We start from the raw sequence: 22,990 nt of genomic DNA on the forward strand, positions 1-22,990 counted from the left end.
CTATCCGATGTGGGTGGAAGTGCGCTGGGGGGATGGCAGGGCGCAGGACAGCAGCGCACCGATGAAGGCGAGCCCGGCTCCTGCCCACCACGCGGCTCGGAGACCGTCGATGAGGTCGCCTCCGGTGCCGCCCGATTGCAGAACTGTCGAACTGGCGGCGGCGACGCTCAGGATGGCTGCGAGTCCGATGGCCCCGCCGAGACGGTATGTGGTGGAGATCAATCCGGATACGGTGCCCGATTCGGCACTCGATGTCCCTTGTGCGCCGGCGATGAACGAGGTTGCCTGCGCAACGCCCCACCCCAGCGACCACAGAATGGACGGTCCGAGGAACGCCGACGCAAAACTGTCGTCGGGCCCGATCCGAGTGCTCCAGAGCAGGCCCACGGCGGAGAGCGTCAAACCCGCACCGAGCGAACGCCGTAGGCCCACCTTTGCGATCAGCATCTGAACGCGGGTGGACGCGGCGAACAGGATGATGCTGATGGGGAGGAACGCAAAGCCTGCTGCTATGGGGTCGAATCCGTGTTCGCGCTGCAGATAGATCGTGTAGGTGAAGTAGGTGACCTGTCCCAGGGCACCGGTGATCGCAACGATGACGATCCCTGTCGAGACCGAGCGGTTGCGAAAGATCTGGAGGTCGATCAACGGGGCCTCGGCCCTACGCTGCCACAGCGTGAACAGAGCCACGACCACCGCTCCCGATCCGAGGGAGAGGAGCGTGGAGAACGACGTCCATCCGCTGTCCCCGGCGATCGCGACCCCGTAGGCGATTGTCGACAGTCCCACGGCCGCGAGCATGGCACCGATTACGTCGGGCCGACCGACAGTACGAGAACGGCCTGCGGGCAGTAGGGCGGATCCTGCCATAACGGCAACGCCCACAGGGACGTTGACCAAGAAGTTCCACCGCCACGATGCGGACGTGAGCAGTCCACCCGCCACCATCCCGACGCCTCCTGCGAGTCCGGACATGGCTCCCCACAGTCCGAGTACCCAATTTCGTTGCGCACCCTCGAATTCTGCCACCAGGATCGCCATGGCAACCGGAGACATCGCCGCGGCACCGACGCCTTGAACACAGCGAGCTGCAATCAATTCGGTTGGGGTGGAGGCCAATCCGCATACGAGCGAGGCGAGCGTGAACAGCAACGTGCCGGCGATGAACACCCGCCTGCGGCCGATGTAGTCCCCCAAACGTGCGCCGAGTAGGAGCAGTCCGCCGAAGGGTAGGGCGTACGCGTTGACGACCCAGGGGAGGGCGGATCCGGAGAGTCCCAGGGAGTCCTGCATGGACGGCAGGGCGACGTTGACGATCGTGGCGTCCATCGAGACCATGAACTGCGATCCGACGAGCACCAAGGTCACGAGCGCAGTTGCCTGCTTCGATTTGCCGAAACGCCGTGGATGGTGGATCTGGTCGGTCATTGTCGGAGCTCACGGGAATCTCGCAGCGCGGCAATGGTGTCGGCCGCATCGCGCAGAGACGGTGCCTGCAGCAGCAGTTTCGCCGGAATGTCGACGGTGAGGTCGGATTGCAGCCGTGTCTTCACCTCGAGCGACATGATCGAGTCGAGTCCGATGTCGCGTGCGCGCGAATCGGCCGACAGCTTTGCCTTGGGCTTGCGCAGGGTGCTCGCCACTGTGGTCATCAACAGGTCGAGTACGTCCACGTCCGTGGCAGTGTCCGCACTGTTCTGTTGGGCAGCGGGCGTTTTCGCAGCCGGGGCCGACGAAGCAGCGGGAGCTGCCGGGGGCAGAGTCGAGCGGGCAGGCTCGGCGGAACGAGGGGCGGCAGTCTGGGGTGCTGAGGGCCGCGCGGGGGCGGTGGCGGGACGTGCAGGGGTCGACGCCGGAAGTCGCGTGTCGGCAGTGCCGGCGGGGTTCACCTCGATACGCCCGGACAACCGAATGTGTAGTCCGGAGGTGGGCTCGACTATGTCGAGGTCGCCGGACAACACGATCGAGGACCCGGCGGAGGGAGCCGGTGCGACGGTCGCCTCCGGTGCGAGTGGATCGTCGACCTCGGTGGCGACTTCGTTGGGACGCCACCGACTGTCGATCGGTGCGGATGTTCGGACGTTCACGCCGGTGAGTTCGGCCATCGTTTCATTCCTTTCGTCAACTACTACGACGTCGGCTCGGGTGGTTCCGGCGACACCGTTGTCGCGAAGGGTGATGTGACTGGTCATCGTGGTGGCCGATCCGAGGATGCGTATTCGATCGATGTGTTCGGCCACCAGCCAGCCCGGTCGCTCGAGCAATGCGAGCAGCGGAGTCAGGCATGCTTCGATCAACGCGGGGTGCAACGGCGATTCGTCGTCCTCGAGAACATCCGGGCGAACGACGTTGGCAGACAGGGCACCACGTGTCCGGTGCACCGCCTGCACACCGCGGAGTCGAGGGCCCCAATCGAAGCCTCCGGCCTGTGCTGCGGAGTAGAAGTCGGATCCGAGCACCGTCGATCCGTGCACGGGTGTCATCGTCACCGGCGTTGCGTCCACCGAGTCGTCGACAGTGCACTCGAAGTATCGAACTCCACGGTCGTCGGTCAGTTCGCATCGAACTTCGTTCTCGGACTGCACGTGTGCATCGATGAACAGTGCAGAATCGGCGGTGAACAGCGGCTCGAAGAAGTGCGCATCTCGGATCGTCACGTGGTCCGTGCCCAGAATCGACACCGCCACTCGTCGAGCATGTTCGATCATGGTGGCACCGGAGATCATGGGCGATCCGAGTAGCACGTGTTCGTCCAGATACGGCGACTGTGCTGCATCCAGGATGATCGGGTGGGTCTGCTTCGGGGTGCCCGCCGTCGGTGTCGAGTTCGTGTCGAACGCATCGTCGAGCCAGAAGCGTTCTCGTTGCCATGCGTAGCGGGGCATGGGCACGCATCGCCCGTCTTCGTACAGGGCGGAGAAGTCGATGTCGATGCCGGCCGAGTACAGCGCGGCCACATTCTGCAGGATTTCGGCACGTTCCGGTTGGTTGCGGGTGGTGGTGGATACCGTCACGCTGTCGGTGGCCGAGCCGTTGTCACGAATTGCGCTGCTCAGTAACGGATGCGGTGAAATCTCGACGAAGACGGTGGGTCGGTCTTCGGCAATGTTGGAAATAGCCTCCTCGAAGCGAACTCGGTTGCGCAGGTTCGACGCCCAGTAGTCCGCATCCAGTTGAGCGCCGTCGATTCGTGCGGCCGCAACCGTGGAGAAGAAGTCGATCTCGGTGCTGCGCGGCGAGAGATCGGCGAGATCGGCAGCGAGCGGCCGCGTCAATGGGTCCATCTGCGGACTGTGGCTGGCCACGTCCACCGCAACGCGTCGGACGAAGTAGCCGGCCGCGTCGAGGTTCTTCTCGGCATCGTCGATGTGCGTAGTCGGGCCCGAGATCACCGTCGAGGTCGAGCTGTTGAGGACCGCGACCACCACGTCGGTGTCGTTGTCCGCTATCCACTGTTCCATGACGGTGGCCGGAGCGCTGACCACGAGCATTGCTCCTTCGCCGGCCACCGTGCTCATCGCGGACGACCGAAGACACATGATACGTGCACCGTCAGCGACGCTCAGAGCACCCGAAATACATGCTGCCGCAACTTCTCCCATGCTATGGCCGACGACCATACTTGGATCGACCCCGAAACGCTGCCACGTTCGCGCCAGCGCCACCTGCATGGCCCACAGGCTTGGTTGCACGACGTCGATGCGGTCCCACTGCTGTGTTTCGTCGGTCAACGCGTCGATCAAGGACCACCCGGCGGCGTCGAAAATCGCTTGCTCGCATTCGAGTACGGCAGATCGGAACGCAGGCGAGGTCTCCAGGAGATCGCGTCCCATGCCGAACCATTGAGATCCCTGCCCGGGAAAGACGAAGACGACTCGACGCGGAGTGCGTCGAAGCTGTTCCGGTGGATCGTGCAGGATTGCCCTCAATGCGTCGCTGATCTCGTCGTGGGTGTCGCCCACGACCGCGGCGCGGGCGACGTGATGTGTGCGGCGCATGGCCGCCGTGTGACAGATATCTGCCAGCGCGACATCGGCACCCGATCCACCCGCTCCGAAGTAGGCGAGGTGGAAGCGAATGGTGTCGCGCAGTGCTTCGTCGGTGCCGGCAGACAGGGTCAGCAAGTGGGCGGTGCCGGACTCGCTGCGTGCGGCGTCGGTGCGAGGCGTCGGGTTCGGTGCCGGTGCAGGGGCGAGGACGATGTGGACGTTGGTGCCCGAGACGCCGAATGCGTTGACGCCGATGACAGCGTGGTCGCCGAGTGGTGTGGCTTCCGTCGGAATTCGTATTGACATTGCTTCCCAGTCGATCTCGGGATTGGGGCGGACGAAGTTGAGGTTGGCGGGGATCACTCGGTGTTTGCTCGCCAGCACCGCTTTGATCGTTCCCAGGATTCCGGCGGCTGCTTCGGCGTGTCCGATGTTGGTCTTGACGGATCCGACGTACAGCGGGTTCGACGTCGACCTGTCGCGGCCCAGCACATCGTGGAGGGCACCGAGTTCGACGGGGTCGCCGGCTTGGGTCCCCGTTCCGTGGGCCTCGACGAACGCGACGGTGCGTGGGTCGATCCGGGCATCGGCGTACGCACGTTCGAGCATCAGTCGTTGACCCGAACGAGCCGGTGCCATGAACAGGTCACTGCCGGATCCGTCGTTGCTGCTTCCACTGCCTGCGATCACGGCATGGATCGGGTCGCCGTCTGCGAGAGCGTCGGCAAGAGGCCGCAGAAGCAGGACGCCGATTCCTTCGCTTCGGACGAATCCGTCGGCGTCGGCATCACCGAATTTGCAGCGGTTGTCGGGGGAGAGCATGCCCGCGTCGGAGAACGCCCGGCTCTCCCATGGCCCGAGGATCAGGTGCACACCGGCTGCGATCGCGGCAGTACACTCGCCGTCCCTGAGGCTGCGACTGGCCAGGTGGACCGCGCTGAGCGACGAAGCGCATGCCGAATCTATGGACAGTGCAGGGCCATTGAGGTCGAAGACGTACGACACGCGACCTGCCATGGACGAACGCGCACCGCCGCCCATGACGCCATACACGTTGGGATCGGAGCGATGCCGGCGCTCCCAGTAGTTCGAGGTATCGGTACCGACGAATACCCCGGTATTCGTTCCCTGCCACTTCTGTCGTGGGTGGCCCGCGTCCTCGAATGCCTCCCATACGCATTCGAGAAGAAGACGTTGCTGCGGGTCCATCGACTCGGCTTCACGGGGTGAAATGGAGAAGAACTCCGCGTCGAAACCGGCTACGTTGTCGACGAATCCACCGCGACGCATCCGCGGGTCGTCAGTGTCATCGACTCGAAACCTGTTGGCAGGAACGTCGCAGATCGCGTCGACGCCTTCCATCAGGAGGTTCCAGTACTCGTCCACTCCGTGAACTCCTGGTGCTCTGCAGGCCATACCTACGATTGCTATGCCGCCCTCGATATTGCTATCGCTATCTGTCGGTCGTTCGCGCATCGCGCACCGTTCCTGTTCGTCAGCACCGAGTGTGCAGGTCAGTGGGAGATCGTGAGTACAGCTTTTCCGCCGGGCAATTCACGTCGTTTCATCAGTTCGATGACACGAGTGAGTTCCGACCAATCGACGCAGTAACCGGGTGTCGGATCGAGGCGGCCGTCGGCGGCCAAGCTCACGAGCAATTCGAGGTCCTCGCGTTCGGGGTACGCGACTGCATACGACATGTAGTTGGTGATCGTCGCGCCTTCGTGACCCATGAACGAAAAGACATCGAGCTCGGCTTTGGTGCCGGAACTGTTGCCGATCATCACCAGCTTGCCCCGGGGTGCCAGCACCGACAGTGCCGCTTCGAGTACTGCGCCGCCGACGGATTCGATGATCAGATCGAAGGGACCTGATGCATCCGGCGGGGAAGTCGAGACCTCGGTTGCCCCGAGTTCGATCAGTTCACTGGCTTCGTTCTCGCCGGCTGTCGTGATCGCCGTGACCGACGCACCTGCGGCACTGGCCAATTGGATTTGAAACCGACCCACGCCGCCGTTGGCACCGGTGATCAGGACCTTGCGTCCCAACAGGTCGCCACCCAAGCGCACGGTTCGCAGCGCGGTCAGTCCTGCCATCGGCAGAGCGGCAGCGATGTTGGTGCCCAATGTATCCGGCAGGACTGCCATTCGATCGGTGCGCACGGCCGCGAGTTCGGACCATCCGGCTCCATCGACCATTCCGACAACGGGTGTGCCTGCTTTGGGTCCGCTCCCGTCTGCGGCAGCCTCGATCACGACGCCACTGATGTCCTGGCCGGGTCGCCAGCCGTGGCCTCTCGCGGCCATGAGGGACAGTTCCCCGCGGTTGACAGAGAACGAATGGATCTGCACGAGAGCCTCATCGGAGGCCGGCTTTGGATCTTCGGCTTCGAGACGTTGGACCGGAATATCAGAGTCAGGGGTGTTGATCGTCGTGTACATCGGCGTATCCGATCTCGTCGTATGGTCACACCGAGACGGTGTGAATCTGTACGACGACGAGTCAACGCCGATCCGTCGGCGTGAACCAGAAGCAATTCGTGCACTCAGGGTTCACGAAAAACAATCAGAAGTCAGATGTGAGCGCACGCTTCGGCCAGGGCGTCGACAAGCGCCGTCCTTTCGCGCACCGCCAGCCACATCTGCACGACCATGCCAGGATCGGTCACGGGCCGGAAGGTGACGCGTTCGGTCGACAGTGCCTGCACGGAGCCCTCGTACATCGCAGTCCACGACGGTGGTCCCGAGCCGAGTTCGAGCACCGTAGTCTGCAGGTCCCGGAATGGAATTCCCGCGGGCGGCTCGAACCCGGCGTCGGAACAGGCACGGAGCACCGTAGCGGCGAAGGCGGGATTCTGCTCGGACGGAATCAGGCGCAGCGGAAGGTCCGCCAGATCCGATAGCGCTAGGTGGGGTTTGGAAGCCAGTGGGTGGTATGCGGGAATGGCGACGACGATACGGTCGACCCATGCCGGAATCAGGTTCAGATCCTGGTCGTTTCTGGGCAGTCGAACAAGTGCGGCGTCGAGTGCACCCGAACGGACGGCGTCGAGTTGTTCCCATACCTGCCCGATTTCCAGCGTGACGAGCAGATCGGGAAACTGAGCTCCGAGGTGATCCAGAAGTCGGTCGATGCGTTTGCCTGAACCGCCTGCTATTCCCAATCGAAGATGCGGTGGTGCGTCGGACTCGTCGGAGCGAGATCGCACAGCCGCAGCGGCGTGTGACACAGCATTGAGCACTGCTCGAGCCTCTGGGACCAGCCTGCACCCCGCGGCGGTCAGTGTTACTTGACGTTTGGACCTGTCGAACAGCGGCTGACCCAGCTCGTGTTCGAGTCTTCGGATCTGTTGACTGACCACGGCCTGGACCACGTGCAATCGCTCCGCCGAACGGGCAAAATGTAGCTCCTCGGCGACCACCAGAAAGTACCTGAGCTGCTTGATCTCCATGGTGATGAATTATCCCTTGCCCGCAGGTTGATGTAGCGAGTGAACGGCAAACCAAGCGGAACCGCATGCGTACCCAGCAGAAAACTATGCAGACTGCACAGAGTGGTTTGCTGCCCGATTCAACAGCGACCTCATGCCTGAACTCCTGAGCAGCAGAGAAACCGCCTACGGGCTTTTTCGAGCAACTTACGACATCACGATTCGCGTGCACTAGAACGCCAACTGATCCTGTTGCCGGTCAGAATTACTCGCGCAGATTCAGACCTGACATCACGTCCAAGCGAACCAGACCGCTCCGGCCGTAGACCAACGGCAAAGTCGAACGATTCGACTGGACCCTCAACCAGAAACGGGTCTACACCTCCCACGAATTCCGAGCGGCCACATACCAACACTGGGTCCCTCATTACAATCACCACCGAGCCCAAACCGGCATTGGCGGTAAGTCACCATCGAGCGACTCACCGTCCAAAACCTCCCCGGGAAGAACAACTAGCTATCAGTTGCGAGGATCATCTTCCGTCTCTCTCCGAACGCCGTTGAGCAAGCAGGGTTTCCAGTGCGGTGGTCGGTGAATCCTGGGCGAGATCGAACAAGTCGCGGGTGTTCTTGCGGACCTTGTCGGCGATCCAGTCGAAGACCCATTGTTTGCGTGCTTGTCCTGGTAGGTCGAAAGGCACGACTCGAGTGACAGCGAGGGCGGCGGATCCGGCACCGCCGATGTTGGCGATAACGCCGGGCACGAGCAGTGTGCCGGACCGTGCAGCTTTGTCGCGACTTTCCGTGGTCGAAGCGAGGTTCGCGCCCTCGACAACAAATCGCGCACGCAGTCGGTTGACGTTATCGGCGGTCAGTGCGTATTTCTGCGCCGCCAAGATCAGCAGGTCGGCGTCGATGTCGAGCCATGCGTCCGACTCCGAGGACAAGGTCACGGTGCTCGATAGCTGCGATCGGTCGATTCGTCCGTGGATGTCCGTGGCGGCAATAAGTTCTGCGGTGGACAACCGGCCGGCACTGATAGTTCCCTCGATATCGGCCACTGCGACGACGGCGTGACCTTTCGCTTCCAGGAACTGGGCGACAGCTCGTCCAACTGCTCCGAAGCCCTGAACGACGACCCTTGCGGGACTCCGACCTTGACTGGTCTCGAGGGCGGTAAGGGCGCTGACGGCCACGCCATATCCGGTCGCATCGATGAGGGGTTCATAGTATGTGCGCCAATCGATGGGCATGTCCGGTGCCCCGGGGCGGTAGCGGGGGTCGTACTGTGCCGCGTCGAAGAATATCGCGCGGTCTGCTGGGGTGACACCGAGATCGATTCCGAGGTGAATCCCGCCGTGCAACAACGGTTTGACGGTTCGACCGAATGTTCGGAAGGTGCTTTCGCGATCGGTACCGTCGGAGACGATGCCGCCTTTGGCGCCGCCGATTCGTAGTCCGGCCAGGACGAACTTGTCGGTCATGTCTCGTGCCAGACCGCTGACTTCTTCGTGGTCGACGGAGGGGGTCATTCTGACCCCTCCCATGGCGAGGCCGTCGACGAGGGAGTCCACCACCACCCATCCCGTGATGGAGCCTTGAGTTCCGTTCAGCTGCACTGACAGTGCGGGCGCTTGTGTTTTCACTATCGAGGTTGTCATCGAGTTGCTTTCCCTTTCGAGCGGTCTTCTGAGTGAGTGCGGCAGCGGAGGGGTCAGCTCGCGGTGACCACAGATGCTGGGGTGAATGCAACGTGATTGTTCAATAGCACGTTGTGGCTGGCGAAGTCGATCGAGATGTTGTCGCCGTCGGCGATGCGGTAGCCGTCGTGATAGCTTGCGCTGTCAGCGCCGAGAAAGACGTAGTTGAGGGCGCCGGGACGGCGAACGATGGGGTAGCTGAAGAAATGGCCCACCATTTCGTCTGCCGTGTAGTACAGCGAGTCGGTGCCGCAGCTGAAGTCTCCTTTCCAGGAAATCTGGCCATTGCGTGTGATCGTGACGGTTCCGGTCACCGAGGTCGGTGGGGTGTCGAGAAATACGTACGGCAGTAGCGATGTCTCGCAGAGTTTGCAATAGGGGTTGTACGCCGGGTCCTTTAAGTGAAGACCGATGTCGCACAGGTCATTTCCGAGCGTGTAACCGGCGTACTTCGGTTCGCCCTGCTCGTCGTTGAGGAACAGCAACACCACTTCGGGCTCCTCGATCAGGGCGATCGCATTCGCAGGGACGTGGAGCGCATCCCCACTCTCACGCAGCCACCGGTCGATGCCTTTGAAGAACCACCGGGCAGGTTCGACCGGTTCTCTCGGAGATGTCCGCTCGGGCATCTTCGATACGTGCGATCGCATGAACCCGCTGACGAGGCCGTCCGCCGACGGCGCTGCGTAGAACGGCCGGAGCCGTGGCTTCGCGTCGTAATTGGCGGTTCGTGGAACTTCTCGATCTGCTGTGAGGAGCGCTCGAATGCCGTTCAGGCCGTTGCTCGATGCGTCGCGCAGCTGTGCGTCATCGACGGTGTAGTACCGAACCGGCTCGTCGCTGCCCGTTGTGAGCAGGCCTATGAGGGGGTGTGTATCAGTTTCGATACGAAAGATTGCTTGGGGCATGGGATGTCTCCTGTTCGGGGCGATGAGGTGGTGAGTGGGAGCAGGTAGCGGGATCAGGCAAGAAGGTGGAGTGCGGATACGGCGTTGTGCAACCGGTCGAGGTTCTCTGCGATCCAGGGAAGGGTGAGGGGGTCGGACGAAGCGAGCGCCTGTTGTTGCTGCTGGAGTGTCGATCCGTACAGCTGGCTGGTCGAGAGTCGGACCGTCAGCTTGTCGAGTGGATCTCCGAATGCGGAGCCCGGAAGTGCAGCAACAGCGTATTTTCGCAGTAGCAGATCGGTGAGGTCGGCGCTCGACTCGACCTTGTGTGCAGCGCGCAGGGCGTCGCGATAGAGCGAGAAGTCCGGATACAGGTAACAGGTTCCCCGAGTCTCGGGCAACACCAAGCCTTCCGTTCTGAGGACGGAATTGGCGGCTCGAGCGACCGAGCGGTGCAGGTGCAGCGCCGCCCTCATCCATGCGACGATCTCCGGTGGTTCGGTCAGCGCGTATGCGGCGGCGTGTTGAACCGGCATCGTAGGGCTCGACCAGATGTGGCTTGCGACAGTGCATACCGAATCGAACAGCGATGGCGACTCCCCGCGCTGCGGGAACAGTGCAAATCCGGTACGCCACCCGCCGACAGCGAGGTTCTTCGTCAATCCCGTGGTGACAATGGTGCGTTCGGGGGCGAAGTTGATGGGCGAGGCACCGCGAACACTCGCCCCGTCGAAGGCCAGATCGTAGTAGATCTCGTCGGAGACAATGATCAGATCATGTTCGCGCGCAACGTCGGTGAGCTGTTGCACGATGTCTGCTGCGGCGATATCGCCAGTCGGGTTGTCCGGCAGGGTGGTCACCACGACCCGGATACTGCGCCCACTACGGCGTGCGGTCCGGGCGACCTCGGCGACGGCATCCGGGTCGGGCACACCCCCGGCACCGGGAAAAGTGTCGATCTCGATGACGCGAAGGCCGGCCAGCGTGGCCTGTGCGGTGTAACTGACCCAACTCGGGCGCGGCACGATCACGTCGCCGCCGAGAGCGAGGATGGACGCGAAGAGCAACGCTTTGCTTCCGGGACCAGTGATGATTCGCGAGGCGTCGGCGTCCACACCGCGTCGTCGCCAGTACCCGGCGGCGGCCTCGCGGTACGACTCGATGCCGGCGACCGGGCCGTAGTCGTTGTGTTCGGTGGCCGTGCGAAGTTCCTGCTGCAATCGAGGCGCAGCCGGAAGGCGAATCTCACCGCTGGCCATGGGCAGGACGTCACGGCCTTGCAGGCGAAGTGCATCGAGGGCTTCACCTATAGCCAGAGTGGCAGATGACTGCACTCCTGCAGTCATCGGTCGACGTTTTCGCTCGTACGCGAGGTGATCGCGAACTCGTCCCGCAACCGCCGCTTGCGGATCTTCCCGGTGCTGGTCTTGGGAAGGTGATCCACGACCTCGACTCGGCCGGGCAGGCACCAATCGGGGAACCCATCGGCAATCAATCGCGCTCGAACAGCGACGACCGATACATCGGTGTCCGGCGTGTGCGTGTCACTCCGAGCCAGGACCGCACACAGACCTGTCTGTTCACCGTGGCTGTCCAGGGATGGGATCACACTGGCTTCACCGACGCCGTCCAACAGTTGGATCGACGCCTCGATCTCGACGGTTGGCACGATGTTCTCGCCGAACCAGATCACGTCCGCAGCGCGGCCGAGTACTCGGATACCGTCGTCACCGAGGTCACGAGCAACATCACCTGTGTCGAACCACCCTTCGGAATCGACAGCCGCATCGAACTGATCTTGTTGTCCGAAATAGCCCAAAGCCCGTGAAGCGCCGCGAACCTCGAGTCGGCCCACCGGACGCTGCGCTGTGAGCCGGGCCCGCCCGACGACGCGAATCTCGACTCCGGCAATGGCATTACCGTTACTGATCGCAGGCAGGGACGGCGGTGCATCTCCGGGAGTCAGCACCGCGGGTCCGAACTCCGACATGCCCCACAGTGACGAGGTGCGGGCACCGAACACGTCTTTGATCTCCGAAGTGAGCGCCTCGACTACAGGCGCCGACCCGACAATTACCCGATCGAGTGTCGAGACATCGCACCGGAGGACCCTTTGCGCCGCGGACAGAGACAAGAGAGTCTGCGGAGGGCCGTACATGACAGTTGCGCCCGTCGCTTCGATCAGCGGAAGAAATTCCTCCGCGTCGCGGGACTGTTGGATGACCGTCGTCCCTCCGACGAGGGTGGTGGTGAGAATTCCTTGGACCAGCCCCGAATAGTGCACGACCGGCGTGGTGACCGCCACTACCGTGGTGCGATCGAGCCCGAAGTTGTCGACGTAGCTGCGGACAGCGGCATACAGCGAATTGTGTGAGTGAACCACCGCTTTCGACGGACCGGTCGTCCCTGATGTGAACAGCATCAAGCAGGCCGCGTCCGAGTCCAGATCCGCGGCCGCATCCACGAGCTCCTGATGCGCCCGTCGACTGCCGGTGGGCACCGGCAACAGGGAATCGACTGTCACTGCATCGGATTCGCCACGGTCACCGACGACGAGTACCTCCCTCACGGTGGGAGAACCGAGTCGGATCGACCGCGTATCAGTTGCCGTTCGGTCGGTCAGTAGCAGAATCGCCTGGACCACTCGCAGACGGTGCAGAAGCTCCTCGATGTCGGATCCTGGGGGAACGGGGCACAACACCGCTCCGATGCTGAAGGTCGCGAATGCGAATGCTGCCATTTCCCAGCGATTGCCGATCTGAACCGCCACTGCGTCACCGGTGCGTATTCCCCGGTCCAGCAGAAGCTTTCGGACCTGCGCGGTCCGTACCGTGAGGTCCTCGTACGACACCGATTCTGTCGACGTCAAGGTCGATCGGCGACCGATCAGTGCAGCGTGGCTCGGGCGGTCACGGTAACGATCGTTGAGGTCGTGGAGAAACGTCTCGTCCCGCCACCAGCCTCGTTGGCGTGCGAGGGACGAATCTACCGATGTGTGCGCCATGGTGCGCTCCTGCTCTTTCGGATCTGGTTTGTCAGAACGTGCGGACGACATCTACGAAGCCCTGCAACACTTTTCGCCCGTCGGCCCTGAACTCCAGATGTGCTTGCGAGCCGTAGATTCGGTGGTCGTGCGATCTGATGAACTCGACCGGGGCAAGGTCGGATCGCCCTATGCCCTCGAACCCGTCGGGTGCGGTGTCCACATACAGCGTGTGGCGTTGGAACAAGGTCAGTTCGGTGGAGCAATGGTTGAAGACCGGATCCACTGCGTCGACCGTGACCGTGTGATTACCCACTCGCTGGGGCCCCTGTTGCAGTGTCGATCCACGTGCAAGTGCGATGAGCTGCATTCCGCCGCATATGCCCCACACCGGCACCGTCGAGCCGAACACAGTATCGATCAGGCGTGCATAGAACTCGGAGTCGTAGGCACGAACTTTCGTGCCGCTGAGCACCAAACCCTTGTAGCGCTGCGGCAGCGGTGCGCCGGCGACGTCGCCCACTGCGATCGTGGTGACCTGCGCCCCCACCTTTTCCAGACTCTTGCACAGGGCGGGCAGCGACAGCGTGCCGTTGTCGACGACGAGAACCTCGGGGTCAGCCATTGGCCGCCGCTGTCTCGATCTGCGCCCGATCACCGGCAGAGGTGATGGACGTCCCGGCATATCCGTCGCGCAGTGACGATGTGAGACCGGATCCCAACGTGACTCGCTGCACGCCGCCGGCGAGTGCCTCGTCCGCGGCCCGCAGCTTCTTTCGCATCCCGCCGGAGGCGGTGTTGTTGTCGCGAAGCACAGCCGCTGCCTCTCTCGATATATCGTGGACGGGTTCGTCAGCGACCATCAGATGCGACACATTGGTCACCAGGGTCAGAACGGGTGCCCTGCACGCCGCCGCAATAGCGGCAGCGGCTCTGTCACCATCGGTATTGACAGTTCTGCCGCTCGGATCGAGCGCGAGAGGGGTGACGATGGTGACCCGGGAGCTCGAACTCGGGAACAACATCTCCGGGTCGACACGTCGAATGGGGCCGACTCGATTGTCGATCTCCACCAAAGTCTTTCCCTCCCAGTAATACCGCTCACCGTGATCGGCATGAAGAAGACCGTTGTCTCCGATCACACGAGTGCTGCTGACACCGCGCGCACCGAGTAACCCGGCGATACGGGATGTCAACGCTGCGCTCACGGCGTGGATGTCCTCGATGGTCTGATCGGTCGTCAGGCGGCTCTGGTTGCCGAACCGATCACGAAGAACCGTTGTGCCGCGGCCGGCCGCGGCGGCATACGCAGCCAACGGTGCCGACCATCCGTGCACCAGCACCAAGCGGGTCGACCCGGTACCGGTCGCCAAGCATGCAAGATCGTTCCACCACTCGTGTGTCAGATCGTCAACGCAGCTACCACCGACCTTGACCACGGTGGGTGGGGCGGCTACGGCGGTCATACCGGCACCACCGGGTTGTGTTGCAGCCCCAGGCCAGGGTCCAGTCCCAGGCTGATGTTGAGCATCTGTACTGCCTGTCCTGCAGCACCTTTGACAATGTTGTCCAATGCGGCCAGCACGACGATCCTTTCTCCTTCGATGTCGCGGACTACCGAGATGTCGCAATAGTTCGACCCGACCAGAACGTGCGGGTCGGGAACGGGGATCGATGTCTCGTCCAGGCGACGGATCCGGACGAACGGTGACGATTTGTAGAATTTGGTGTAACGAGCGAACAGGTTGCCGCCGTCGTGCGGTGAGGCCGGAAAGAGATAGCAACTGGCGAGCAATCCTCGAACGTTCGACACCCCGTATGCCGACATGCTGATGGGGATGGTCGATGTCGCCGCGCGGGACGCGAAGAAGCCCCTCACTTCGGCGGCATGACGGTGGCCGCTCGGCGCGTACGGGGTGATCGCTCCGTTTCGATACGGGTGGGCACCGGCCTTGTCGTAGCTGATGCCACCGCCGCTCGAGCCGGTCTTGCCGTCGACGAGAACACGGTCGAGCGGAAGAGCAGGATCGCCGACTATCGGTGCGAGCGCGAGAGTGACAGCCGTGGCGAAACAGCCTGGAACAGAAATCAAGTCGGCCGATACGATCTCGCCGGCGATCAGTTCCGGTACGCCGTAGACGAACTGTCGTGCCAGTGTCTCGTCTCGCCGAACGGCGGGATACCAGCGAGCATGCACTTCGGGGTCCTGGATGCGGAACGCGCCGCTGAGATCGATCACACGGACTGTTCCTGCAAGCTCGGATGCCAGGTGAGCCGATACATGTGCGGGCGTGGCCAGGAAGACCACATCGCATCGACTCCCGATCTCTGTTTCGTTGATTTTCTCGACCGGTGGCAGGCGCGCCTCACGCAGACCTGGATGTAGCTGCGGGACCGTCGCACCGATGCTCGACGATCCACCCAGGAAGGTGATTTCGGCGTTAGGGTGAGCGAGGAGCAGTCGAATCAACTCACTTCCGGTGATCCCGGATGCACCGATGATTCCGGCGCGAATCCGGCTCATGACAGCGCCGATGCGAGGTAGTTCACTATCGCGCCGGCGATGTCGATTCCTGAGCTGTCCGCGACCGCACGAAACGCCGGGGCATGGTTGACCTCGTTCAAGACGTAACCGTCCTCGGTCTCGAAGAGGTCGACTCCGAAGATTCCGGGGCCGAGCACCTTCAGTACCTCGTCGGTGATCGATCGAATGTCGGCCGAAATGCTCTGTTCCTCCTGATGAGATCCGATGGCGGCGTTGCTGCGCCAGTCTCCGGTCCCAGGTGTGAACCGTGAGACGGCTTCGACGCGGTCACCGATGACGAAGACGCGGATCGACGCGCCACCGTAGAAACGTTCCATGAGTGCGGCTTGCTCGAATGCATGCCCGAGATCCTCGACGTAGTCGTATATGGACTGGGCGCTCTTGAGGTTCTCGATGATCGTCACCCGCCGTCCCATGCCGCCGAAGATCGGTTTGAACACCACCGGCGTCTGGAAGTGAGAGAGAGCGTGCGTGAAGTCCTTGCGGGTAAGGATCAGCTGATAGTCGGCGACGGGAATGGCCGACTGCAGTCGGGTTCTGGTGATCAGCTTGTTCTCGCAGATGGCGATTGCCGATGCACTGTTGAGTACGAGTCGGTGATGAGGTGAGAGTGCCTCTGCGAGAAGGCCTCCTCGGGTGTAGCTTCGGCTGCGAACGAGGACCGCGTCGTAGCCATCGAGTGCAGTCGATCCTTCGGGGCCGACAGTGAGTTGTTCGTCGTTGACCCACTTCAGTGTCAGTCCTGTGCGGTCGGCCGCGGCGATGAGCTTCTGCTCTTCCCAGCCGAGTCGGTCGGCGACGATTGCCACACTTGCTGCCATGGGCTACTCGCCCCAATCGCGAAGCTGTGTCTGCACCATCTCGAACTGCGGCCTGCCACCGACCACCGTGCTGACTCGAAGCGTCAGTAGGCATTCGGGGCAGGACATCGTTTCCCCTGCATCCAGCGGAGGAGTGGCGAAGTCGGTTTCGCATTCGGGGCATTCTGTGTTCAGAAGTGACATGGTCATACTCCGTTTCGGATCGAGGTGAAATGGGCGGACACAGCGGCTTCGATGTCGATGAACGTCTTCGGCCGGTGCGGTTCTCGGGCAAGGTCGGCCAACACTGCGTCGATGTCGTCGGGGCTGAGCGTGCCGATACCGTCCACGGTGTCGGCCACCCAGTTCACCAACGAGGGTGACAGGCGGGAGCGCACGGAGAGCTTGCGTACGTTACCGACCGCTTCGGCGGCGATCGTCTCGTACGCCGCGGGATGCTCGAGTTGTCCCGACAGTTCGTAGGCGTAGGCGTACTCGCTGGTCGGACCGCTCATGAAGCTGCCGGCGAATCCCGTGTTTTCCGTTGCCAACGTGTATCGCGACAGCTCGGTCAGCGTGGACAGGTCATGGTCGCTTTCGCCGTGGAACAACCGGAGCGCGACAAGGATTTCGGCGAGCGGCGCGTTGCCGCCGCGCTCGCCGATTCCACCTACGGTCGCCGAAATCCACTGTGCGCCAGCATCGTATGCCGCCAACGAATTGGCGACCGCCAGGCCGAGCATGTTGTGTGAGTGAATTTCGATCTCTGAGCCCTCGATGGCCACCAGCGATGCGACGATGTCGCCGACCTCGGTCGGCCGAGCGCAGGCGACGGTCTCGGCGAGCCGGAATCGGTCGGCACCGGCATCGAACCCCGCGCTCACGTACTCGACCAGCCGTTCGGGGTCTGTTCGGACCCCGTCCTCACCGCTGAATTCGATGAGCAGTCCACGCTTCTTTCCTTCGTCGATAGCGAACCGTGCCAACGCGATCAGATACTTCGTACTGGGCGAGGCGAGCTTGAGCCCTGCATGTTCGGTCGAGGTCGGAATCGACAGCAGAATGGATTGGCAACCCAGGCGCTGTGCCTCGTCGAAGGAGCGGCTGACCTGAGCACGGTCGCGTACAACGACCAGGCTCAGGCATCGATCGGGGCCGATCGCGGCGTGGGCTGCCTCGATGATGTCTGCGTCACGGGCTTCCGGCCCGGAGATCATTCCGACCTCCACCAGGTCCACGCCGGTGTCTCTGAGCAGTCCGGCAATGGTCGCGGCTTCGGTGGGCCCGAATTCGACGCCGGCCATGTGGGCGGTGTCTCGCAGCGTTGCGTCCGAAATCTTGGGAAGCTCTCGTCGAGGTCGATCTGAAAAATGTTCTGCATCAGTCACTTTGCCGCACCCCAGTCACATCGTGTGCTGTCCCACGCCCGGACTCGTCGGTCCGTTTCGGGCTGTCGTAAATGAGACTCCTGCATCGGACAGCGCAGAACAACCCTTGTCAGGTCAGGAATTGTCACGGGCTGTCGGGAAGTATCCGATGTCGTCAGATCACGTAAAGGTGCAGCGGTGCAACATCGTCGGGCAACTAGAGTTTGGCTTCGGATCCACAGGAGGTGGGTGCGTGCCTGCGTTAGAGGATGGGACGTGATGTGAACGTGTTGCGATTCGGTGTTGTCGTTCCGCCGGCGAACCCGACTGTCGAGCCGGAATACCGGAGCATGCTCACCGATACGGAGTCGGAGTTCTTCACTTCACGCCTCCCTACCCGGGAGGGCGCCCTTCGTGAGGTATTGGCTCAATGGGGCCGAGACACCCCCGAAGCGCTGTCGAGGTTCGGCGCGATGCCGTTGGATGCGGCTGTCGTCGCATGCAGTGCATCCCATTACCTTCATTCGGCGGACGGCGATCGTGCGGTCTGCAGGGAACTGTCCGAATCGGCTGGTTACCCCGTTGCGTCATCGGCCCTGGCCACCACGCTGTATCTGCATGCCCACGACTGTGCGTCGATCACGTTGGTCAGTCCGTACGAACCGTGGTTGACCGAACTCTCGCGTGCATACTGGCAGGCCAGTGGCATCGCAGTGAACACAGTCATCTCGGTGCGGCGAGCCGCCGACTACGACCCCTACGTCGTCACTCACGACGACCTCGTCGACGCGGTGACATCAGCTCCTACCGGCTCCGATCCAGTGCTGTTCACCGGAACCGGGATGGGAACCCTGCGCGTCATCGATTCTCTTCGAGGGACCGGAGTGCCGATGGTCTCGTCCAACATGGCCTCGACGTGGTGGTTGAGATCACAGTCAGCGCGCGCTGGCCGACCTGCGAAACCGTGACTCGGGCACGGCCAGCCCGAGACGGCTGCGCAGAGTTCCTGGCGGTGTCGCAGTGGGCCGTTGACCCCGGTCCTGCAGTATTGGTACCAACGCTGTCGTGATGCGGCTCAGGTCGGTCGGAAGTACCGCCGGCCGCAGTCGAAAACCGTCGATCCCCAAGGCGTGCCAGGCGGCCATGATATCGGCGAGTTCGTCTGCTGTGCCGCTGAAAATTCGGCTGTCCGAACTCCAGGTGCCTGGATGGTTGGCGTCGAGCGCGGCGCGACGTTCGGCTGTCGAGGCTTTGTCGTCGTCGAGTAGGACAGTGATGTCGACGTAGATCGCGAGGGGTAGATATCGGCTCGGCCGGTCGAGGGCTTCGATTGCCCTGACCTCGCTCACGGTGTCGATGACGTCAGCGTCCGTGTGGGGCGTGATGAAGACGATGTCGGCCTCGCGGGCGGCGAGCCGGTACGGAATGGGGGCATGGCCCAGTGCAACGACGATCGGTTGACCTTGCGGAGAGCGAGGTGTGATCGACGGGCCCAGTGGCCTGAATCTGTTCGCGTCCGGCGTCAACCGGTGCAGTCGATCTCGGTCGATGTAGCGGAATGTCGACGCGTCGCGAACGACGGCGTCGTCGTCCCAGCTGTCCCACAGGTCGCGCACTGACCCCAGGTAGTGCGCGGCATCGTCGAACAGATCGGTGAGACGGGTGCTGATTTTGACCGGGTCGGTGATGTCGTCGTCGGTGAGTTGGGGTGTCGCCATCCGTCCGATATTGCGGGAATCGTCGGCGCGGAACGTGATCTGGGGCCGCAGACCGGCGCGGCCATGGCTGGCCCAGTCCAGCGAGGCGATCTGCGAACTGACGTGAAACGGTTCCGAATGTGTGACGTTGACGGTGGGAATCAGTCCGATCTCGGAGGTTCGCGGTGCCAGGGCCGCCAAGGTGAGGACTGCATCGAGCTGGCCACGCAGTTCGTCGGTGCGATCGTCGGCGCGGTGGAGTGTCGAGCTCTGAAGGGCAAGACCGTCTTCGAGGGTGACGAAGTCGATGCCGCCTGCTTCGGCGAGTTGCACGATTTCTGTCCAGTAGGCGATGTCGATGATTCTGTCGGGGCGGGCGGCAGTGTCTCGCCAGCTTGCCGGGTGCCATCCGGTTCCTGTCAGGGCAACTGTGAGATGCATGGGGTGTGTCCTTGATCGTCGGGAAAGAGGTTCTCACGCAATGTCTCTCCGCGGTAGCGGTCGGGGTACACGCCGAGATCTTGCAGTTCGGGCACTACCCGGTCGACGAAGTCGTCCACCGACTGGGGAACGATGGCGGGATCGACGATGATGCCGTCCGCAACCTCGGTGCGGACGTAGTCGGCGATCTGGTGTGCCACCTGCTGCGGTGTACCGACGAACGTGTGCGGGCCGGCGAAGCGGCGCATGAGATCGACGATGCTTCCTGGATCGCTCTCGTGTAGACGGTGTAGGCGCAGGACGGTGTCGGCTCGTCCGCTCGTTTTGATCAAGGTGTGACCTTGAGCAGCGACCTGGCGGTAGCTGCTGTCGAGGGGTGGCGGCGGCCCGAAAGGGTCGTGATCGGACAGGTCCAGGCCCAGGATCCCGCCCAATGTCTCCAGAGCGGAAACCGGCGAAATCTGTTGCTGCCGAAGAGAGGCGGATCTGGATTGTGCATCGGCCGAGCTGTCGCCGAGCACCACGCTCGCGCGAGTGAAGACCAACAGACTCTCGCGCGGGCGGTCGAACCGGGCAAGGCGATTCTTGATGTCCTGGTAGAAGATGCGCCCGGGTGCCGGGGCGGTGTGTTTGCTGAACACGATGTCGGCAGTTTCGGCCGCCAGTTCGCGGCCTTCCTGGGAGTCGCCCGCCTGAATGATGACCGGCGACGTCTGAGGCGAGGTGGGAACATTGAAGCGGCCCGCAATATCGAAGTGCCGCCCGTGGTGGGCGTATGCACCGCTACTGGAGTCGGTGAACCACCCGCGGCTCGAATCCGGCGCCAGCGGGCCCGACGACCAACTGCGCCACAGATCGTGCGCGAGAGCGAGGAACTCGCGGGCCCGTTCGTATCTCGCATCGTCGGGAAGGAAGCCTCCACGGGTGAAATTCGCACCGGTGAACGCATCGTTGGTGGTGACCACGTTCCACGCTGCCCGGCCACCGCTGACGTGATCGAGCGTCGCGAGTTTTCGCGCGAGTTCGTACGGTTCGTTGAACGTGGTGTTGACGGTTGCGGCCAGGCCGAGTCGAGACGTGACGGCCGAGATCGCTGCGAGGTACACCAGCGAGTCCGGCCGCCCCACCACGTCGTTCTCATAGATCTTGCCATTGAATTCGCGGAGACGAAGACCTTCGGCGAGGAACAGGAAGTCGAAGAGGCCACGTTCCGCGGATCGGGCCAGGTTCTCGAATGTCTCGAATTCGGTTTGGCTGCGGGACCGCGGGTCCGCCCACACCACGGTGCTGTCGACACCCGGGAGATGCGCGGCCAGATGAACTCGCGTACTTCTGCTCATCACGCGTGGATTTCGTTGACGTCCAGCTTGTTGGATGCATCGGTGAGTTTAGGTGGGGCGGCGAATCCGTGGCGTTTGGCCAGCACGATGACCAGCAGCGTCGGGGCAAGGATGATCAGTGCGGCCCACGCGAAGGAGTTCGGTCCCACTCCACTCAGCAGCAGTCCCCCGATGACACCTCCGACGGCCATGGCAACGTTCCACAATGTGACCAGCATGGCCTGTGCTTCGTCGGCCACCGGGCCTCCGGCTACACCGACTGCGGTCTGCAGAAGGGTCGGTGCTCCTCCCCATGCCAGACCCCAGAGGAACAATGCGGCATACAACACGATCGGGGTATCGCCGGCCAGTCCGAGAGCGGTCACTGCGACGGCGAACAGAATGGTCGCGGTGATGGCGAGCAGGCGTAGGGTTCGGTCGATCTTGGCACCGACGACCCAGATGCTGATCAAGCATGCGATGCCGAACACCAGGAGTGCGACATCGACCTGATCTCCTGCTCCGACGCTGTCGAGGAACGATGCGATGTAGGCGTAGAAGATGGTGTGCGCCAGAACGAAAGTGAGTGTCACGAACAGAACTGCGCCTACGCCAGGGGTGGTGATGGTGCGGTTGAACGATGCGCGGTTCCCGCGTCCCTGTCCGGGGAAGTCGGGGACGAAGGCCGCGATCCAGGCCACGAGAATCACGGCGATCACGGTCATCGCCCAGAAGGCCACGCGCCAGCCGAACTCTTTGCCGACGAAGGTTCCGAGGGGCACCCCTGCGGCCAGGGCCACAGGAATTCCGGCCATCGCTACAGCGATCGCTCGTCCCTGCAAGTGTTCGGGGACAAGCCGTCTGGCGTAGCCGGCGAGTAGCGCCCACGCCACTCCGGCGGCCATACCTGCCACGAATCGCGCCACCATCGTCAACTCGTAGTTCGACGACACGGCAGTCACCGAGTTCGCGACCAAGAATCCGATGATGGACAGCAGGAGAAGTCGCTTACGACGCCACCCTGCTGTGATCACGGTGAGCGGAATGGTGGTCAGAGCGGTTCCGATCGCATAGATTGTGATCGTCTGCCCCGCAGCGGACTCGCTGACGGACAGGCTCTGGCTCATTGCGGGAAGTAGTCCTGCGGGGAGAGTTTCGGTCAGGCTGGTGACGAAGACGGCGGTTGCCAGCGCCAGAAGCGACAGCAATGGGAGCCGTTCTGTCCGAGATTCGGGTTCTGAAGTTCTGGTCATGCAAGTATGGTTAAACCCTGACATTGGTGTGAGGGTCAAGAGCGGTGTCTATGGCCTGCATCACATTCGCTCGATATGCTGAGGAGACAGGATGCGCATCGGAGAATTGGCTTCTGCGACAAACACATCGGTGCGACTGCTCCGATACTACGAAGAGCGGCAACTCATCGTCTCGACCCGCGAAGCGAACGGGTACCGCACGTACGACGACCGGTTCGTTGATCGCGTCTTACAGATCCGTGGACTGCTCGATGCCGGCCTACCCACCAGAATCATCAAGCAAATCCTCCCCTGCCTCGACAAGCCCCGTGTCATCCACTTCGCCGACGCGACACCGGACATGATCGCTCTGCTCACGCACGAGCGCGATCGGATGGAAGAACGTGCCCTGAACATGATGAAGAACCGAGACGCCATTGCGTCGTACCTGGACGAGGTGATCGACATCGCCAACGAGGGATCGACTGCAACACCGCAACCTCTTCCCGCCCGAACCGAAAACGCTACCGACATCACCGCGACCAGCGCGATCGCCTCCTGACCGACGAGTTCCATTCATGGTTTGGATGATTTTAAATA

General features: G+C 62.5%; 19 protein-coding genes and 1 pseudogene. 3 read left to right on the plus strand and 17 right to left on the minus strand.

Going from position 1 to position 22,990, the window contains the following annotated elements; translation table 11 throughout:
• From ACNEOT_RS03595 to ACNEOT_RS03610, 4 genes are all read right to left on the minus strand, one after another.
• A complete protein-coding gene (locus ACNEOT_RS03595; protein ID WP_415972185.1) occupies nucleotides 1-1,428 on the minus strand; it encodes an MFS transporter in 1,428 nt (475 codons plus the stop codon).
• Nucleotides 1,425-5,465 carry a type I polyketide synthase gene (locus ACNEOT_RS03600; RefSeq protein ID WP_415972187.1) on the minus strand — a complete coding sequence of 1,347 codons (4,041 nt, stop codon included), beginning with the start codon at nucleotides 5,463-5,465 and terminating at the stop codon, nucleotides 1,425-1,427. The genes ACNEOT_RS03595 and ACNEOT_RS03600 overlap by 4 nt, the downstream gene beginning before the upstream one ends.
• Nucleotides 5,466-5,503: 38 nt before the next feature.
• On the minus strand, nucleotides 5,504-6,295 hold the full coding sequence (locus ACNEOT_RS03605) for a zinc-binding dehydrogenase (protein WP_415972189.1): 792 nt from the start codon (nucleotides 6,293-6,295) through the stop codon (nucleotides 5,504-5,506).
• Nucleotides 6,296-6,561: 266 nt separating this feature from the next.
• The gene (locus ACNEOT_RS03610; protein ID WP_415972190.1) at nucleotides 6,562-7,440 is read right to left on the minus strand and encodes a LysR family transcriptional regulator; all 879 of its coding nucleotides are present in this window, start codon (nucleotides 7,438-7,440) and stop codon (nucleotides 6,562-6,564) included.
• Nucleotides 7,441-7,703: 263 nt separating this feature from the next.
• On the opposite strand from ACNEOT_RS03610, the pseudogene ACNEOT_RS03615 reads away from it, so the two are divergent.
• Nucleotides 7,704-7,898, plus strand: a pseudogene (locus ACNEOT_RS03615) (integrase core domain-containing protein); the annotation flags it as partial.
• Between the two features lie 54 nt (nucleotides 7,899-7,952).
• Here ACNEOT_RS03615 and ACNEOT_RS03620 read toward each other — a convergent pair.
• Genes ACNEOT_RS03620 through ACNEOT_RS03665 form a run of 10 tightly spaced genes read right to left on the minus strand, consistent with a single transcriptional unit; the run spans nucleotide 7,953 to nucleotide 17,722 of the window.
• Complete coding sequence (locus ACNEOT_RS03620; RefSeq protein ID WP_415972191.1) at nucleotides 7,953-9,080, minus strand: Glu/Leu/Phe/Val dehydrogenase dimerization domain-containing protein; 1,128 nt, start codon at nucleotides 9,078-9,080, stop codon at nucleotides 7,953-7,955.
• A gap of 53 nt (nucleotides 9,081-9,133) precedes the next feature.
• A complete protein-coding gene (locus tag ACNEOT_RS03625) occupies nucleotides 9,134-10,027 on the minus strand; it encodes a hypothetical protein (protein ID WP_415972193.1) in 894 nt (297 codons plus the stop codon).
• A gap of 53 nt (nucleotides 10,028-10,080) precedes the next feature.
• Nucleotides 10,081-11,352: a pyridoxal phosphate-dependent aminotransferase gene (locus tag ACNEOT_RS03630; protein WP_415972194.1), complete on the minus strand. Its 1,272-nt coding sequence runs from the start codon at nucleotides 11,350-11,352 to the stop codon at nucleotides 10,081-10,083.
• Nucleotides 11,349-13,010 carry a class I adenylate-forming enzyme family protein gene (locus ACNEOT_RS03635; RefSeq protein WP_415972196.1) on the minus strand — a complete coding sequence of 554 codons (1,662 nt, stop codon included), beginning with the start codon at nucleotides 13,008-13,010 and terminating at the stop codon, nucleotides 11,349-11,351. Before ACNEOT_RS03635 ends, ACNEOT_RS03630 begins: the two co-directional genes overlap by 4 nt.
• Nucleotides 13,011-13,041: 31 nt before the next feature.
• On the minus strand, nucleotides 13,042-13,614 hold the full coding sequence (locus ACNEOT_RS03640; protein ID WP_415972198.1) for a type 1 glutamine amidotransferase: 573 nt from the start codon (nucleotides 13,612-13,614) through the stop codon (nucleotides 13,042-13,044).
• On the minus strand, nucleotides 13,607-14,455 hold the full coding sequence (locus ACNEOT_RS03645; protein WP_415972200.1) for a hypothetical protein: 849 nt from the start codon (nucleotides 14,453-14,455) through the stop codon (nucleotides 13,607-13,609). Before ACNEOT_RS03645 ends, ACNEOT_RS03640 begins: the two co-directional genes overlap by 8 nt.
• Nucleotides 14,452-15,513 carry an N-acetyl-gamma-glutamyl-phosphate reductase gene (gene argC / locus ACNEOT_RS03650; protein WP_415972202.1) on the minus strand — a complete coding sequence of 354 codons (1,062 nt, stop codon included), beginning with the start codon at nucleotides 15,511-15,513 and terminating at the stop codon, nucleotides 14,452-14,454. The genes ACNEOT_RS03645 and argC overlap by 4 nt, the downstream gene beginning before the upstream one ends.
• A complete protein-coding gene (locus ACNEOT_RS03655) occupies nucleotides 15,510-16,355 on the minus strand; it encodes an ATP-grasp domain-containing protein (RefSeq protein WP_415972203.1) in 846 nt (281 codons plus the stop codon). The genes argC and ACNEOT_RS03655 overlap by 4 nt, the downstream gene beginning before the upstream one ends.
• A 3-nt stretch (nucleotides 16,356-16,358) precedes the next feature.
• Nucleotides 16,359-16,538, minus strand: a complete 180-nt coding sequence (locus tag ACNEOT_RS03660) for a hypothetical protein (RefSeq protein WP_415972205.1) — start codon at nucleotides 16,536-16,538, stop codon at nucleotides 16,359-16,361.
• Between the two features lie 2 nt (nucleotides 16,539-16,540).
• Entirely contained in the window at nucleotides 16,541-17,722 is a 1,182-nt protein-coding gene (locus tag ACNEOT_RS03665) for a hypothetical protein (RefSeq protein WP_415972206.1), read from the minus strand.
• A 260-nt stretch (nucleotides 17,723-17,982) separates the two neighbouring features.
• Between ACNEOT_RS03665 and ACNEOT_RS03670 the strand changes: the two genes are divergently transcribed.
• Nucleotides 17,983-18,669 carry a hypothetical protein gene (locus tag ACNEOT_RS03670; protein ID WP_415972208.1) on the plus strand — a complete coding sequence of 229 codons (687 nt, stop codon included), beginning with the start codon at nucleotides 17,983-17,985 and terminating at the stop codon, nucleotides 18,667-18,669.
• Here ACNEOT_RS03670 and ACNEOT_RS03675 read toward each other — a convergent pair.
• From ACNEOT_RS03675 to ACNEOT_RS03685, 3 genes are read right to left on the minus strand one after another with little or no spacing between them, the layout of a single operon-like run.
• Nucleotides 18,637-19,839, minus strand: a complete 1,203-nt coding sequence (locus tag ACNEOT_RS03675; protein ID WP_415972209.1) for an LLM class flavin-dependent oxidoreductase — start codon at nucleotides 19,837-19,839, stop codon at nucleotides 18,637-18,639. The genes ACNEOT_RS03670 and ACNEOT_RS03675 overlap by 33 nt on opposite strands.
• Nucleotides 19,818-21,179 (minus strand): NtaA/DmoA family FMN-dependent monooxygenase, encoded by a 1,362-nt coding sequence (locus tag ACNEOT_RS03680; RefSeq protein WP_415972211.1) that lies wholly within the window; start codon nucleotides 21,177-21,179, stop codon nucleotides 19,818-19,820. The genes ACNEOT_RS03675 and ACNEOT_RS03680 overlap by 22 nt, the downstream gene beginning before the upstream one ends.
• Nucleotides 21,179-22,411, minus strand: a complete 1,233-nt coding sequence (locus tag ACNEOT_RS03685) for an MFS transporter (protein WP_415972212.1) — start codon at nucleotides 22,409-22,411, stop codon at nucleotides 21,179-21,181. The genes ACNEOT_RS03680 and ACNEOT_RS03685 overlap by 1 nt, the downstream gene beginning before the upstream one ends.
• A 91-nt stretch (nucleotides 22,412-22,502) precedes the next feature.
• Between ACNEOT_RS03685 and ACNEOT_RS03690 the strand changes: the two genes are divergently transcribed.
• Nucleotides 22,503-22,952 carry a MerR family transcriptional regulator gene (locus tag ACNEOT_RS03690; RefSeq protein WP_415972214.1) on the plus strand — a complete coding sequence of 150 codons (450 nt, stop codon included), beginning with the start codon at nucleotides 22,503-22,505 and terminating at the stop codon, nucleotides 22,950-22,952.
• Nucleotides 22,953-22,990: the final 38 nt, after the last annotated feature.

The organism is Rhodococcus sp. 077-4 (assembly GCF_047782425.1).
Lineage (GTDB): Bacteria > Actinomycetota > Actinomycetes > Mycobacteriales > Mycobacteriaceae > Rhodococcoides.

Coding starts and splice junctions, on each gene's coding strand:
- ACNEOT_RS03595 (WP_415972185.1), bottom strand. CDS start 1,428: ATGACCGACCAGATCCACCATCCACGGCGTTTCGGCAAATCGAAGCAG.
- ACNEOT_RS03600 (WP_415972187.1), bottom strand. CDS start 5,465: ATGCGCGAACGACCGACAGATAGCGATAGCAATATCGAGGGCGGCATA.
- ACNEOT_RS03605 (WP_415972189.1), bottom strand. CDS start 6,295: ATGGCCGCGAGAGGCCACGGCTGGCGACCCGGCCAGGACATCAGTGGC.
- ACNEOT_RS03610 (WP_415972190.1), bottom strand. CDS start 7,440: ATGGAGATCAAGCAGCTCAGGTACTTTCTGGTGGTCGCCGAGGAGCTA.
- ACNEOT_RS03620 (WP_415972191.1), bottom strand. CDS start 9,080: ATGACAACCTCGATAGTGAAAACACAAGCGCCCGCACTGTCAGTGCAG.
- ACNEOT_RS03625 (WP_415972193.1), bottom strand. CDS start 10,027: ATGCCCCAAGCAATCTTTCGTATCGAAACTGATACACACCCCCTCATA.
- ACNEOT_RS03630 (WP_415972194.1), bottom strand. CDS start 11,352: ATGACTGCAGGAGTGCAGTCATCTGCCACTCTGGCTATAGGTGAAGCC.
- ACNEOT_RS03635 (WP_415972196.1), bottom strand. CDS start 13,010: ATGGCGCACACATCGGTAGATTCGTCCCTCGCACGCCAACGAGGCTGG.
- ACNEOT_RS03640 (WP_415972198.1), bottom strand. CDS start 13,614: ATGGCTGACCCCGAGGTTCTCGTCGTCGACAACGGCACGCTGTCGCTG.
- ACNEOT_RS03645 (WP_415972200.1), bottom strand. CDS start 14,455: ATGACCGCCGTAGCCGCCCCACCCACCGTGGTCAAGGTCGGTGGTAGC.
- argC (WP_415972202.1), bottom strand. CDS start 15,513: ATGAGCCGGATTCGCGCCGGAATCATCGGTGCATCCGGGATCACCGGA.
- ACNEOT_RS03655 (WP_415972203.1), bottom strand. CDS start 16,355: ATGGCAGCAAGTGTGGCAATCGTCGCCGACCGACTCGGCTGGGAAGAG.
- ACNEOT_RS03660 (WP_415972205.1), bottom strand. CDS start 16,538: ATGTCACTTCTGAACACAGAATGCCCCGAATGCGAAACCGACTTCGCC.
- ACNEOT_RS03675 (WP_415972209.1), bottom strand. CDS start 19,839: ATGCATCTCACAGTTGCCCTGACAGGAACCGGATGGCACCCGGCAAGC.
- ACNEOT_RS03680 (WP_415972211.1), bottom strand. CDS start 21,179: ATGAGCAGAAGTACGCGAGTTCATCTGGCCGCGCATCTCCCGGGTGTC.
- ACNEOT_RS03685 (WP_415972212.1), bottom strand. CDS start 22,411: ATGACCAGAACTTCAGAACCCGAATCTCGGACAGAACGGCTCCCATTG.
- ACNEOT_RS03690 (WP_415972214.1), top strand. CDS start 22,503: ATGCGCATCGGAGAATTGGCTTCTGCGACAAACACATCGGTGCGACTG.